The sequence below is a fragment of the Pararhizobium sp. LjRoot255 genome, assembly GCF_964252905.1.
Classification (GTDB): domain Bacteria; phylum Pseudomonadota; class Alphaproteobacteria; order Rhizobiales; family Rhizobiaceae; genus Pararhizobium.
Window position 1 is genome coordinate 2,134,054 of sequence record NZ_CAXUPQ020000001.1, and the last position, 13,760, is coordinate 2,147,813.

General features: G+C 61.4%; 15 protein-coding genes. 7 read left to right on the top strand and 8 right to left on the bottom strand.

Annotation, left to right across the window (positions count from 1 at the left end; translation table 11 throughout):
- Window positions 1-63 precede the first annotated feature (63 nt).
- From ACSQ2W_RS10340 to ACSQ2W_RS10360, 5 genes are all read left to right on the top strand, one after another.
- Entirely contained in the window at window positions 64-1,590 is a 1,527-nt protein-coding gene (locus ACSQ2W_RS10340) for a sugar ABC transporter ATP-binding protein (protein WP_436086159.1), read from the top strand.
- Window positions 1,591-1,661: 71 nt separating this feature from the next.
- Entirely contained in the window at window positions 1,662-2,666 is a 1,005-nt protein-coding gene (locus tag ACSQ2W_RS10345; RefSeq protein ID WP_349435940.1) for an ABC transporter permease, read from the top strand.
- A 66-nt stretch (window positions 2,667-2,732) separates the two neighbouring features.
- Window positions 2,733-3,686 (top strand): substrate-binding domain-containing protein, encoded by a 954-nt coding sequence (locus ACSQ2W_RS10350; protein ID WP_436086160.1) that lies wholly within the window; start codon window positions 2,733-2,735, stop codon window positions 3,684-3,686.
- 246 nt (window positions 3,687-3,932) lie between these two features.
- Window positions 3,933-4,985 (top strand): sugar phosphate isomerase/epimerase family protein, encoded by a 1,053-nt coding sequence (locus ACSQ2W_RS10355; RefSeq protein WP_436086161.1) that lies wholly within the window; start codon window positions 3,933-3,935, stop codon window positions 4,983-4,985.
- Between the two features lie 168 nt (window positions 4,986-5,153).
- Window positions 5,154-6,335: a Gfo/Idh/MocA family protein gene (locus tag ACSQ2W_RS10360; protein ID WP_436086162.1), complete on the top strand. Its 1,182-nt coding sequence runs from the start codon at window positions 5,154-5,156 to the stop codon at window positions 6,333-6,335.
- 15 nt (window positions 6,336-6,350) lie between these two features.
- Here ACSQ2W_RS10360 and ACSQ2W_RS10365 read toward each other — a convergent pair whose 3' ends face one another.
- The 3 genes from ACSQ2W_RS10365 to ACSQ2W_RS10375 are packed head-to-tail and all read right to left on the bottom strand — an operon-like array spanning window position 6,351 to window position 7,676.
- The gene (locus ACSQ2W_RS10365) at window positions 6,351-6,737 is read right to left on the bottom strand and encodes a TfoX/Sxy family protein (protein WP_436086163.1); all 387 of its coding nucleotides are present in this window, start codon (window positions 6,735-6,737) and stop codon (window positions 6,351-6,353) included.
- Complete coding sequence (locus ACSQ2W_RS10370) at window positions 6,734-7,099, bottom strand: nuclear transport factor 2 family protein (protein ID WP_436086164.1); 366 nt, start codon at window positions 7,097-7,099, stop codon at window positions 6,734-6,736. The genes ACSQ2W_RS10365 and ACSQ2W_RS10370 overlap by 4 nt, the downstream gene beginning before the upstream one ends.
- A complete protein-coding gene (locus ACSQ2W_RS10375; protein ID WP_436086165.1) occupies window positions 7,089-7,676 on the bottom strand; it encodes a TetR/AcrR family transcriptional regulator in 588 nt (195 codons plus the stop codon). Before ACSQ2W_RS10375 ends, ACSQ2W_RS10370 begins: the two co-directional genes overlap by 11 nt.
- A 252-nt stretch (window positions 7,677-7,928) precedes the next feature.
- Between ACSQ2W_RS10375 and ACSQ2W_RS10380 the strand changes: the two genes are divergently transcribed.
- Entirely contained in the window at window positions 7,929-9,302 is a 1,374-nt protein-coding gene (locus ACSQ2W_RS10380; RefSeq protein ID WP_436086166.1) for a GH1 family beta-glucosidase, read from the top strand.
- A gap of 55 nt (window positions 9,303-9,357) precedes the next feature.
- Window positions 9,358-9,963: an NADPH-dependent FMN reductase gene (locus ACSQ2W_RS10385; RefSeq protein ID WP_436086167.1), complete on the top strand. Its 606-nt coding sequence runs from the start codon at window positions 9,358-9,360 to the stop codon at window positions 9,961-9,963.
- Between the two features lie 91 nt (window positions 9,964-10,054).
- On the opposite strand, the gene trhO is transcribed toward ACSQ2W_RS10385, so the two are convergent.
- From trhO to ACSQ2W_RS10410, 5 genes are all read right to left on the bottom strand, one after another.
- On the bottom strand, window positions 10,055-11,014 hold the full coding sequence (trhO, locus tag ACSQ2W_RS10390; RefSeq protein ID WP_436086168.1) for an oxygen-dependent tRNA uridine(34) hydroxylase TrhO: 960 nt from the start codon (window positions 11,012-11,014) through the stop codon (window positions 10,055-10,057).
- Window positions 11,015-11,096: 82 nt separating this feature from the next.
- The gene (locus ACSQ2W_RS10395) at window positions 11,097-11,465 is read right to left on the bottom strand and encodes a VOC family protein (protein WP_436086169.1); all 369 of its coding nucleotides are present in this window, start codon (window positions 11,463-11,465) and stop codon (window positions 11,097-11,099) included.
- A gap of 67 nt (window positions 11,466-11,532) precedes the next feature.
- Window positions 11,533-12,225 (bottom strand): helix-turn-helix transcriptional regulator, encoded by a 693-nt coding sequence (locus ACSQ2W_RS10400; protein WP_436087748.1) that lies wholly within the window; start codon window positions 12,223-12,225, stop codon window positions 11,533-11,535.
- A 55-nt stretch (window positions 12,226-12,280) separates the two neighbouring features.
- Window positions 12,281-13,186: a CHAD domain-containing protein gene (locus ACSQ2W_RS10405; RefSeq protein WP_436086170.1), complete on the bottom strand. Its 906-nt coding sequence runs from the start codon at window positions 13,184-13,186 to the stop codon at window positions 12,281-12,283.
- Entirely contained in the window at window positions 13,161-13,658 is a 498-nt protein-coding gene (locus ACSQ2W_RS10410) for a CYTH domain-containing protein (protein ID WP_436086171.1), read from the bottom strand. The genes ACSQ2W_RS10405 and ACSQ2W_RS10410 overlap by 26 nt, the downstream gene beginning before the upstream one ends.
- Window positions 13,659-13,760: the final 102 nt, after the last annotated feature.

Genomic DNA, 13,760 nt, shown 5'->3' on the forward strand with positions numbered 1-13,760 from the left:
TACATGATCTATGTAAAGGTTTACACAACATCCAAGCGGATGGGAGCCGCAGGGAGGGACGTGATGGGTTCGGAGACCGTCGACGCCGGCACGGTGGTGCTGTCCGCGAGGCGAATAAGCAAGTCGTTCAGTGGCGTGCAGGTGCTCTTCAGCGTCAATTTCGACCTGCGTGCCGGCGAAATCCACGCACTGATGGGCGAGAACGGCGCCGGCAAGTCGACGCTCGTCAAGATCCTGTCCGGTTTCGAACAGCCGACCTCCGGCGAAATCATTCTCGATGGCAATCCGGTCAAGTTGCCGCCCAACGGCGCGGCCGAAGCGCTCGGCATCGTCATCATTCACCAGGAACTCAACCTCGCCGAACACCTGACCGTCACCGAGAGCCTGTTCCTCGGCCGCGAAGTCACCCGTTTCGGCGTGCTCGATCGCAAGTACATGCGCTCTGAGGCGCGCCGCGTCCTTGATCTTCTCGGCTCGCATGTCGATGAAAACGCGCTGATCAGCACGCTTTCGATCGCCGACAAGCAGATGGTCGAGATTGCCAAGGCCATCAGCCGTGATGCGCGGGTGGTGTTCATGGACGAGCCAACCGCCGTCCTGTCGCGCGCGGAGACCAATTTCCTGTTCAGGCAGGTGCGCAAGCTGCGCGATCAGGGCACGAGCTTCGTTTTCGTGTCCCACAAGCTCGACGAGGTCATGGAACTGACGGACCGGGTGACGGTCCTGCGCGACGGCCAGTGGATCAAGACGTCGCCGACGGCGATGCTCGACGGAGAATCGATCGCCCAGCTGATGGTCGGCCGCGAGCTGTCCAAGCTCTATCCGGCCAAGCGCGAGCCGGATGTCGACGAAGAGGTCATGCTCAGCGTCAACGCGCTTTCGACCGGCTATGTCCGCGATGCGAGCTTCGACGTGCGCAAGGGCGAGATCCTCGGCTTCTCCGGCATGATCGGCTCGGGCCGCACGGAGTTGATGGAGGCGGTTGCCGGGCTCAGGTCTCGCGCTTCCGGCGAGGTGGTCATCAAGGGGGAAGCGGTGCCGTCAGGCGATGTGCACGCGGCAAACCGTTGCGGCCTCGCCTACATGACCAAGGATCGCAAATCCAAGGGACTGCTCCTCAATTCGCGCATGACCGCCAATCTGACACTGCAGTCGCTGGAGAGGCACGGCAAGCTCGGTTATCTCAGCCCCGCCAGCGAGGCATCTGCACTGGAGCGGGCGCGCCGGCGCTTCGACATCCGCGTGCGCGACGGCAATGTGGTCGCCGGCCGCATGTCGGGCGGCAACCAGCAGAAGCTGCTTCTCGCCAAGGTCATGGAGATCGAGCCCGATATCATCATCATCGACGAGCCGACCCGTGGCATCGATGTCGGCACCAAGCAGCAGATCTATCACTTCATCTCGGCGCTCGCCCGCGACGGCCGCTCGATCATCGTCGTCTCGTCGGAAATGCCTGAGGTGATCGGGCTTTGCACGCGCGTCGCCGTCATGCGCGAAGGCCGGATCGTCGGCATGCTGGAGGGGGACGAAATTTCCGAACAGGAGATCATGCGTTACGCGGCGGGATTGAAGAAGAAGGCGGTAGCCTGACTGCGCGGAAAGACGCACGGGGCCCTTGAAGCGAATTCCCATGGATCATGGGACGGGAGGTTGATTTGGATATGAGCGTGAATGAGGAAACCCGGGAAATCCGGCGCCGGACCTGGCGGGATATCGATCTTCGGGCTGTCGCGCCCTTTGCAGCATTGGTGCTGCTCCTGATCCTCGGGGCGATCGTCAACCCGAATTTCATCGGCATCACCAACCTCGCCAACGTCGCGACCCGCAGCGCCTTCATCGCCATCATCGCCGTTGGCGCGACCTTCGTGATCTCCTCGGGCGATCTTGATCTGTCCGTCGGTTCGATGGTTGCCTTCGTCGCGAGCCTGATGATCCTGTTCATGAATTCGGGCGTCATCGCCGATCCCGCCCTGATGCTGACCGCAGCCGTTCTCTTCACGGTCATTGCGGGCGCCCTCTGCGGCCTTGCGAACGGTCTGATCACCACAGTCGGCCGGATCGAGCCATTTATTGCGACGCTGGGCACGATGGGCATCTATCGCGGCCTGACCACCTGGCTGTCGCAGGGCGGGGCGATCACGCTGCGCGAGCCGGAACTCCAGGAAATGTATCGGCCGGCCTATTTCGGCTCAATCCTCGGCATGCCGGTTCCGATCGCGGTGATCCTCGCCGTCACCGGCGTTGCGGCCTTCGTCCTTTACCGCACGCGCTATGGGCGGCATGTCGTGGCGGTCGGCTCCAACAGCGACGTCGCCCGCTATTCCGGCATCCCCGTCAATCGTGTCCGCACCATCGCCTTCGTGATCCAGGGCCTTTGCGTGGCGATCGCGGTTCTCCTCTACGTACCGCGCCTCGGCTCGACCTCGGCAACGACGGGTATCCTCTGGGAGCTTCAGGCCATCACCGCCGTCGTCGTCGGCGGCACCGCGCTCAAAGGCGGGGCGGGACGTGTCTGGGGCACGATCTGCGGCGCCTTCATCCTCGAGCTTGTCGGTAACATCATGCTGCTTTCCAACTTCATCAGCGAATATCTGATCGGTGCCATCCAGGGCGCGATCATCATCATCGCCATGCTCGTTCAGCGCTCGCTGGTGCGGAAATCGTGAATAACCGGGTTCATGGGTCGCCCGGTCTCAAGAAAAAAGACCCGCATTTACCAGGGAGAGAGAAACATGCGTAAAGGACTAATGGGCGTTGCAGCCGTCGCCATGATGGCGCTGACCGGCGTGGCCCACGCGCAGGAGGAAAAGAAGGTCACGATCGGCGTTTCGATCCCGGCCGCCGACCATGGCTGGACGGCAGGTGTCGTCTTTCACGCCGAGCGTGTCGCCAAGCTCCTGATGGAGCAGCATCCGGGCCTCAACGTCATCGTCAAGACGTCGCCGGATCCGGCAAGCCAGGCGAATGCCGTGCAGGATCTCGAGACCCAGGGCATCGACGCGCTCGTCATCCTGCCGTCCGATCCGGATCCGCTCGTCAACGCCATCAAGGAGGTCAAGGGCAAGGGCACGTTCGTCGCGCTCGTCGACCGCGCGCCGAGCGTCAATGACAACACGGTCCGCGACCTCTATGTTGCCGGAAACAACCCGGCACTCGGCCAGACGGCTGGCGAATATATCAAGGCAACGACGCCGGATGCCGAAGTCGTCGTCATCCGCGGTCTGCCGATCCCGATCGACCAGCAGCGCCAGGACGGTTTCGACAAGGGCATCGAAGGCTCCAATGTAAAGGTTCTCGACCGCCAGTTCGGCAACTGGAATCGCGACGACGCCTTCAAGGTCATGCAGGACTATCTGACCAAATACCCGAAGATCGACGTTGTCTGGTGCCAGGACGACGACATGGCCGTCGGCGTGTTGCAGGCAATCGATCAGGCCAAGCGCACGGACATCCAGTATGTGGTGGCCGGCGCCGGCTCGAAGGATATGGTCAAGAAGGTCATGGAGGGTGACAAGATGATCCCGGTCGATGTGCTCTATCCGCCGGCAATGGTCGGTACGGCGCTCGAGATGACGGCTGCCCATTTCTACGGTCAGGTTCCCGTTCGCGGCGTCTACACGATCGACGCGACGCTGATCACCAAGGATAATGCGAAGGATTTCTACTTCCCGGATTCACCCTTCTGATCCGGATTTGACACTTGAGCTGCCTGTCGCGCGATGCGGCGGGCAGCTTTTCATTTTCACGGCAGTTTCTCAAAAACTTGCGATGAAACGGTTGCCCGGCGGGCCAGACATGATAGCTTCCCGGCCGTCCTGCAACGTTTCAGGTCAGGCCGTTGCTCCTGTATCGGTGCGCGACGGAGAGGTATTTCAAGCTTTGACCGATGTGGCCGGGGTGAGCGGCCCTTCTTTTGACGGAGGAGACGACAGATGAAGACTATCAAGGGCCCCGCGCTCTTTCTCGCACAATTCGCCGGTGACGCCGCCCCGTTCAATTCCTGGGGAGAGATCACCAAATGGGCCGCCGATTGCGGTTACAAGGGCGTGCAGGTGCCGAGCTGGGACGGACGCCTGATCGACCTGAGACAAGCCGCTGAATCCAAGGCCTACTGCGACGAGTTCACTGGGACGGCGCGCGACAACGGCATCGAGGTCACCGAACTTTCTACCCATCTGCAGGGCCAGCTCGTTGCCGTGCATCCAGCCTATGACGAAGCCTTCGACGGCTTTGCCGCGCCCGAAGTCCGCGGCAACCCGAAGGCGCGGCAGGCATGGGCGGTCGAGCAGGTCAAGCTCGCATTGACGGCGTCGAAAAATCTCGGCCTCGACGCGATGGCGAGCTTTTCCGGCGCGCTTGCCTGGCCCTTCGTCTATCCCTGGCCACAGCGCCCGGCCGGCCTCGTCGAGACCGCCTTCGATGAACTTGCCCGACGCTGGAAGCCGATCCTCGACCACGCCGAAGATTGCGGCGTCGATGTCTGCTACGAGATCCACCCCGGCGAAGACCTGCATGACGGCATCACCTACGAGATGTTCCTGGAGCGCACCGGCAACCACGCGCGCGCCAACATGCTCTACGACCCCTCGCACTACGTGCTGCAGTGCCTCGACTATCTGGAAAACATCGACATCTACAAGGATCGCATCCGGATGTTCCACGTCAAGGACGCGGAGTTCAATCCGACCGGTCGGCAGGGCGTCTATGGTGGCTATCAGGGCTGGGTCAACCGGGCCGGCCGTTTCCGTTCTCTGGGCGACGGCCAGGTCGATTTCGGCGCGATCTTCTCGAAGATGGCGGCCAACGATTTTGCCGGTTGGGCCGTGGTCGAATGGGAATGCGCCCTGAAGCATCCGGAAGACGGCGCGCGGGAAGGCGCTGAATTCGTCAAGCATCACATCATCCGCGTCACCGAAAAGGCCTTCGACGACTTCGCCGACAGCGGCACCGACGAGGCGGCCAACCGGCGCCTGCTGGGGCTTTGAGAGTTTTGCCCCTCACCCTAACCCTCTCCCCGCGAGCGGGGAGAGGGGACGTGCCCTAATTTGGCTGAGGAGCCTGCGGGACCGTCCTTCTCCCCGCTTGCGGGGAGAAGGTGCCCGATAGGGCGGATGAGGGGCCCATCGACATCAATTGATTTTCAGGAGCAAAACATGGCAATTGAAGGAACCACAGAGGTTCGCGAAAAGCGTATCCGGCTCGGCATGGTCGGCGGCGGTTCCGGTGCGTTCATCGGCGCGGTCCACCGCATGGCAGCCCGTCTCGACGATCATTTCGAGCTGGTCGCCGGCGCGCTGTCGTCCACGCCGGAAAAGGCCAAGGCCTCCGGCGCCGAACTCGGTCTTGACCCCACGCGCAGCTATTCGGATTTCAAGGAAATGGCGATCCGCGAGGCAAAGCTGAAGAACGGTATCGAGGCCGTCGCCATCGTCACGCCGAACCATGTGCACTATGAGGCTGCCAAGGAATTCCTGAAGCGCGGCATCCACGTGATCTGCGACAAGCCGCTGACTTCGACGCTATCGGACGCAAGGAAACTGAAGAAGCTGGCCGACGAGAGCGATGCCCTCTTCGTGCTGACGCACAATTACACCGGCTATCCGATGGTGCGGCAGGCTCGCTCGATGGTCGCGAACGGCGATATTGGTGCGGTCCGGCTGGTGCAGATGGAATATCCGCAGGACTGGCTGACGGAAAACATTGAGCAGTCTGGCCAGAAGCAGGCCGCCTGGCGCACCGATCCGTCCAAGTCCGGCGCCGGCGGCTCGACCGGCGATATCGGCACCCATGCCTATAATCTCGGCGCCTTCGTCTCGGGCCTCGAACTGGAAGAGCTTGCAGCCGATCTCGACAGCTTCGTCAAGGGCCGCGCGCTCGACGACAATGCCCATGTGATGATGCGCTTCAAGGAAAGGGACGGCCAGCGCGCCAAGGGCATGCTCTGGTGCAGCCAGGTTGCCCCCGGCCACGAGAACGGCCTGATGGTCCGCGTCTACGGCACCAAGGGCGGTCTCGAATGGACGCAGAAGGACCCGAACTACCTCTGGTACACGCCGTTCGGCGAGCCGAAGCGCCTGATCACCCGCGCCGGCGCCGGTTCCGGCCCCTCCGCCGCCCGCGTCTCGCGCATCCCGTCGGGCCATCCGGAAGGCTATCTCGAAGGCTTCGCCAACATATATACCGAGGCCGCCCGCGCCATCTATGCCCGGCGCGTGGGCAAGGCCGTCGATCCGGCGGTCCTCTATCCGACGATCGATGATGGCATGAAGGGCATGGTTTTCGTCGATGCCTGCGTGCAGTCGTCCAAGCGTAACGGCGCCTGGGTGAAGGTCTGATCATTTTTGATCGTATCAGGCGCTGTCGCGGACATTTCGCGGTAGCGCCAGTTTCGTGGTGCTTCGTTTTGGCCTGGGCGCCGCTGTGTGGGCGCGAACCGCCCAGTAGGAGAGCATATAGGCGTCTTCCATGACCTCGGCCGGCACTTCATAATAGCTTGTGACCGTCACCTTTTCCGAACTGCTCGAATATTGAAAGGGCAACGCGCCCATTGCTTCGAAGGTTGCCCTCCCTTCGCCGTCCACTCTCAGATAGAGAGAGCCCTTCATGACGAAACCGAACTGAACACCGTCCGCCTTCAGCGCAACCCCGCCGAAAAACCGCGATGTCGAAACCGGTCCGACGCCGTGAATGCGATCTGCAAAGTCGCGGGCCAAATCAAACGCGGAGGCGATGCTCACGCTTGGACGCCTTGCTCCGCAGGATAGAAGAAGCCGCTGATATGATGCAGGCGGCCATCGTCTGTCAGCGTTGCAAAGCTCGTGCCTGTCTGCAGTATGCCACCATCGGGTCCGTGCAGCGCCCAGTTGGCGAGTGACCGGCCGTGATGGTGGTGGACCGATCGAATCTGGAAGTGTCCACCCGGCGCGCTCTGCCGGAAATGACCCATATATGTCGAAAGTTCTGCCGGTCCGTGGATGAGGCCATTCGGATCGCAATAGGTCGCGTCGCCGGCGAGGCAGGTGGCAAGCTCCGTTTCGCGCCCGTCGCCCTCCATCGACCAAACCGCCGCATATCGTTTCCACAGTGCTTCAGATGTCATGGTGAGCCTCCAATTGGTGAAATTCCGCGGCCACGAGCCGCTCAAGCGTCTGTTTGTCCTGGCCCGCGCGGACGAGGACCAAAAGGCCCTGATAAAGGGCGAGCAACTTCGTGGCTGCCAGGACGGGATCGGTGCCGGCGCGCAGGGTGCCATCCTGTTGTGCTGCGAGCAGCCGCTCGGCGAAAACCTTCAAAAGCATCTCCATGCCGAAGCGCACGTGACGGTAGGCGTTCTCGTCGCGGCCAAGTTCCACCGCGGAATTGGTGATCAGGCAGCCGTAGCTTTCGCCGTTCGGCTCATGCATGAGCGACATGAAAAGGTCACGCAGACCAGTAGTGCCGGCGGCAGCCGGGGCAAACCGGTCGATCCGACCGCCAAGGACGGTCTTGTTGTAGTGCTCGAAGGCGGCATCGAACAATCCAGCCTTGTCGCCGAAGCTGTTGTATATGCTGCCAGCCTTGAGACCGGTCGCATCTTCGAGATCCCGAATCGAGACCCCCTGATATCCATCGCGACGGAAAGCATGCATGGCGCCATTCAGCACGGACGATTGGTCGTAGGAGCGGGGACGAGACACGAAGGACCTCTTTTTTGAATGGCTATTCTAGAATAGAAATTCAAAAATAATCTGTCAATCCATTATTTGCTCGGCACGTATTTGTCCGGAGCGCCGGCGAGACGGCTCCCGAGGCAAAAATGGACGTGTCCGACATAAATCTGTAACGTTACAGACTTGCCATATACGCTCTGTACAAGGCCAGTTCACTTGGCTAAACCCGCTGCCGAATGCGGGCGCTGCAGCCCTGACGAATGTAGATCGGAGATTTTCATGATCGATCCAAAAACCCTTGCCGCGCGTTTCCCGGGCGATTTCATCTTCGGTGTGGCGACTGCCTCCTTCCAGATCGAGGGCGCCACCAAGGCCGATGGCCGCAAGCCCTCTATCTGGGACGCCTTTGCCAACATGCCGGGCCGGGTCTATCAGGGTCACAACGGCGATGTCGCCTGCGATCACTATAACCGGCTCGATGAAGACCTCGACCTGATCAAAAGCCTTGGCGTCGAAGCCTATCGCTTTTCCATCGCCTGGCCGCGCATCATTCCGGAGGGCACCGGCCCGGTTAACGAAAAGGGTCTCGATTTCTACGACCGCCTCGTCGATGGTCTGAAGGCGCGCAACATCAAGGCCTTCGCGACGCTCTATCACTGGGACCTGCCGCTGGCACTGATGGGCGACGGCGGCTGGACGGCGCGTTCGACGGCCTATGCCTACCAGCGCTATGCCAAGACGGTGATCTCACGCCTCGGCGATCGGCTGGATGCCGTCGCGACCTTCAACGAACCCTGGTGTTCGGTCTGGCTCAGCCATCTCTGGGGCATTCATGCGCCGGGCGAGCGCAACATGGTTGCAGCACTTCGCGCGCTGCATTTCACCAATCTCGCCCATGGCCTCGGCGTTGCCGCTGTGCGCGAGGCGCAGCCGAAACTGCCAGTCGGCATCGTCATCAATCCCATGCATGTCTATGCCGGCAGCGACAGCGCCGAAGACAAGGCTGCGGCCGAACGCGCCTTCGATTTCCACAACGGTGTCTTTTTCGGCCCCATCTTCAAGGGCGAGTATCCGGAACGGTTCCTTTCTGCGCTCGGCAGCCGCATGCCGGCGATCGAGGATGGCGACATGGCGACGATCAACCAGAAGACCGACTGGTGGGGTGTCAACTACTACACGCCGATGCGTGTCAGCCACGATCCGGCGAAAGGCGCCGAATTCCCGGCAACGGTCATCGCCAAGCCGGTCAGCGACGTCAAGACCGATATCGGCTGGGAAGTCTTCCCGCAGGCACTCGGCGACCTGATCCGCACGGTGAATGCGCGTTACGAACTGCCGGATTGCTACATCACCGAGAACGGTGCCTGCTACAATATGGGCGTCGAAAACGGCGCGGTCGACGACCAGCCGCGCCTCGACTATATCGCCGACCACCTATCCGTCACGGCCGACCTGATCGCCGAAGGCTATCCGATGAAGGGCTATTTCGCCTGGAGCCTGATGGACAATTTCGAATGGGCGGAAGGCTACAGGATGCGTTTCGGCATCGTCCATGTCGACTACGAAACGCAGGTCCGCACCATCAAGAAGAGTGGTCACTGGTACAAGGAACTGGCAGGGCAGTTTCCGAAAGGCAATCACAAGGCCGGGTGACAGCGCCGCGCCAAACTGCATCATGGCCGGGCTTGATTCTATAGCGGAGAACAGGATGCCCGGCCCATTGGTCCTATACGCGCTCTGCGGAAGCCTGCGAAAGGTTTCGACGAATCGTGCCCTGCTGGAAGCACTGCGCGATATTGCTCCGCCGGACCTCAGCATCGAAATCTGCGACCTGATCGGCGATCTCCCGATCTTCAATCCGGACCGCGAGGCCGATGACATGCCGGCCTCGGTGCTGGCGCTGGCTGCCAAAATCCGCGCCGCCGATGGGCTGATCATCGCCTCGCCGGAATATGCTCATGGCATTCCCGGCGGGTTGAAGAATGCGCTCGACTGGCTGGTCTCCCGCGATGAAATTCCGCATAAACCCGTGATGCTGGTGCACGCCTCCCATCGGGGCGATGATGCGCTGGAGGCGCTGACGGAAGTGCTGAAGACCATGTCCGTTCGGCGGGTCGAAGCGGCTTTCTTCCGGATCAATCTTCTTGGCAAAACGCCGGAACAGCGTGAGGAGATTTTGGCGGATTCCGGAACTCAAGCTATCCTTGGCGAACATCTGCAACGGTTCGTGCGGGAGATCGTTCACGCGGAGGTTGGGCAGGTGCACTCTGTCGAGTCGGTGACCGCCGCACTTGACGAGAGCCGCTCGCGCTAGGCGGTGTCCGGTGCATTGGCCACCCTGAAAAGCCAGACGAGGGCTGCTTAAACCGATTGCGGACGGAAAAACGCTTCGCCCTGGATTTGCTCTAACTTCCGAGGTGCCGCTCGCCGCGCTTCTTGGCGAGCTCGATCTGCTGCTGGCGCTGGCGGTAGCGCATGCGGTCTTCCTCAGTGCGCGTGTCGTAGCAGTGCACGCAGGAAACGCCCTCTTCGTGGTGCGGCGACGTCAGCTCTTCTGGCGTCAACGGCTGGCGGCAGGCGTGGCAGAGGGTGTGCTCGCCCTCTTTCAAACCATGCGTCACCGAGACCCGGTCGTCGAAGACGAAGCAGGCGCCGTCCCATAGGCTCTCCTCCTGCGGCATCTCTTCCAGATATTTCAGTATGCCGCCCTTGAGGTGGTAGACCTCCTCGAAGCCCTGCTCCTTCATGAAGGCGGTGGCTTTCTCGCAGCGGATTCCGCCGGTGCAGTACATGGCGATCTTCGGCTTGTTGTGCAGGCCGGTATTGTTCTTCACCCACTCGGGAAAATCGCGAAAACTCTTGGTTTTCGGATCGACAGCACCGCGAAAGATGCCGATCGCCGTCTCGTAGTCATTGCGGGTGTCGATCACCAGGGTGTCCGGATCGGAAATCAGCGCGTTCCAGTCCTTCGGCGCGACATAGGTGCCGACCACCTTGTTGGGGTCGATATCCTCGACACCCATGGTGACGATCTCCTTCTTCAGCCGCACCTTCATGCGCAGGAAGGGCATGGAGGATGCCCAGCTTTCCTTGTGCTCGAGAGTTTTGAATTCCGGCTGGCTGCGAAGAAAGGCGAGAACGGCCTTTATGCCGTCCGGTGGCCCGGCGATCGTGCCGTTGATGCCTTCGTGAGCGATCAGCAGCGTGCCCTTCACCTGATTGTCGTCGCACGTCTTCTGCAGCGGCTGCCGAAAGTCGGCGAACCGTTCGAAGGAAACGAAATGATAAAGCGCCGCCACCAGAAACTGGCCGTCGGCTTCCAGGAAGGCGGTTTCCGGGCGCGGGGTTTGGAGTATGTCTGTCATGCGGCGTGAAATACAGCTTTCGGCTCTTTCGCGCAATCCGCATCGCGGCCCAGCGGTTCAGGCCGGGCCGCGGCATTTCGTGTCAGATGCCTTCAGGCGTGAAGACGCGTAGGCGGTGGCCGTCCGGGTCGGCGCCGGTGAAGGTATAGCCGAAGTCCATCGCCACCGGTTCCTGCAGGATGGTGATGCCTTTTTTGCTCCATTCGGCATGCAGCGCATCGACCCGCTCGCGGTCGTCGACGGAGATTGCCAGTTCGCTGCCGCCGGCATCGACGACGACCTTGGGTTCGATGGTCTTTCTGGACCAGAGGCCGAGCTTTGTGCTTTCGTTCATCTTGAAGAGTGCGAAGGTCGGCGAAAGCTCTATGGGCGTCGTGCCGAGAACGACCTGATAGAAATTGGCGCTCTCGGCCGGGCTGTCGACGGCGAGCAGGACATAATCGGCTTTCATGATGGTCTCCTTGGTGGTTTGCGGAGACCTTTCTATTTGGGCCTGCTGTCAGTTTCTGGCAGTAGGATCACATGTCGCTTTTCACGTTATGAACCCGGCGCCATTCCGCCAGCAAATGCTGTCGCGTCTGCGGAACGCGGATATCGGTTACGATCATCGATGCAATGCGTTCGGCCCGAAAATGGCGGAAATCCTCACGCAGTTCGCACCAGGCAGCGAGAACCCGGGTTTCCTCGAAATAACCCAGCGCAAACGGCCAGATGCGCCGGTTCGTGGATCGGCCGTTTATGTCCGCATAGCCGATATCGAGCTTGAAGCCCTGCCGGATGGCTTCGCGGACCGCCGCCAAATCCGTGCAGCCCACGATGGGTTTTCTGGCCGAGGAGACAAGCAGGGAATTCGTCTCCAGCTCGCGCCTAAGGTCGGCCGGCAGCACGGCGGCGATCTTGGCCAGCGCATTGCGGGCGGCGTCTTTCAGTTCGTCATCGGTTCGCGCCGCCACCCAGCGCGCGCCCAGCACAAGCGCCTCGATCTCCTCTTCGCTGAGCATCATCGGCGGCATCAGGAAACCGGGCTTCAGCACATAGCCGAAGCCGGGCGCGCCCTGGATGTCGGCGCCTTGCGCCTGCAGCGTGGCGATGTCGCGGTAGAGCGTACGGATGCTGATGCCGAGGCGCTGCGCGAGTGCTGCGCCGCTCACCGGGCGGCGGTAGGTGCGCAGAAGCTGGATGAGGTCGAACAGGCGGGTCGAGCGGGACATGCCGGACCGTACTGCCACGCGATGGCAGCATCAATCCCAAAACGAATGGGCGCCGTCAGGCGGCATCACGCCACAACAGCTTGATTTTCCGGCTTTCGGCCATCGGCTTTTCGCGAAAAACCTGCCCCGCGGCGTCAAGGCTTGCTTTCCGCAGCGCCTCCTGCCGTGAGATCACCGCCGAAAGTAGATGGGCCAGATCCTCGCTCTTGCCGAAAAGGTCCGGCTGCTCGTTGACGAGGGAGGAGAGGAGCGCAAGGTCGTTGTGATGGCCGAGCAGATCGACCAGCTCAGTTGCCTCGACCCTCTTTGCATGCAAGGCCGACGGCCAAAGCGGCTGCAAGAGATCGAGGTAGTAGCGGTAGTCCTGGCAGCGCTTGCGCAGCTCGTGAAACAGATGCGCGTCCGTCGTGTCCTTGCAGGCGTCGCGTGCCGCAGCCGCACGCTTCAGCATCCGGCGCCAGCCCTTGGCGAGGTGTTTGGCGCTCTTGTTGCCACCATCCTCGAACGTGAGATGCGACAGCGCTTCCACCGCTTGGCCGCAAGTCGCAATCGCTTTCGCCACGCTTTCTTCGAGTGGCTGCTCGTCGGCCGCTAGCCTATCGCGTCGGACCGTCAGGATCTTGCCGATCCGTTTCAATGCTGCGCGCTCCTCGTTGTTTTCGGCATGACCCTGCACATATTCGCTGACCTCGACGAGCGCCGTCGCGTCGCGAAACGTCGAAAGCGTTTTTGCCATGTCGCGTATGCGCGCGTTTTCGGCCTGTCTGAATGCCGGCGCATCGGTGGCGGCGAGGCGGTAGAGGGAGCGCAGTCGCTTGAAATGTTTGCGCGCTTCATGGACCGCTTCCAGCAGTCCGTCTGGTCGCTCGGTCAGGGCCGCGATGGCAAGCTCCAACTGCTCGCTGCCAACCGCCCGGAATTCCTGCGTGAAGTTCTCAGAAGGGTGAATATGATAGCTCATGGTCGTTCCTCGAAGCCAACGGGTTGGTGGCCAGAAACTGGTTCGAATAGCGCGGGTCGCCGGTTACCTCGGTGCCAAGCCAGGCCGGAAGCTCCGGCGTATCGCCTTCGGCGCTCAGTTCGACTTCGGCGATGACGAGGCCTTCATGCGCGCCGCGGTAGACATCGACTTCCCAGACAAAGCCGCCATGGATCACTTCATAGCGCGTCTTCTCGATGACGAGGCCGATCGCCTTCGACATCAGTTCTTTCGCATCATCGACCGGGATATCATATTCGAATTCGTCTCGCGTCATGGAGCCGTTGCCGATCTTGATCGTCAGCTTGGCCCGCGCATCGTCCATCAGCCGCACACGGGCGGAGCGATCGTCCATCGTGACGATATAGGCCTGCAGCAGGTTAGTGCCGCCATCCGCCTCTTCGCGCCATCCATCGGAGGCCACCAGAAACTTGCGCTCTATTTCCTTGGCCATCGCATCGCCTCGGTTGATTTCGTGTAGACTACAGATTTGTGGCACGGGAACAAGCAAGCACTTCGGGCTAGGGGCGGGTATCGCCGGGCGCCGCGGCGCCCG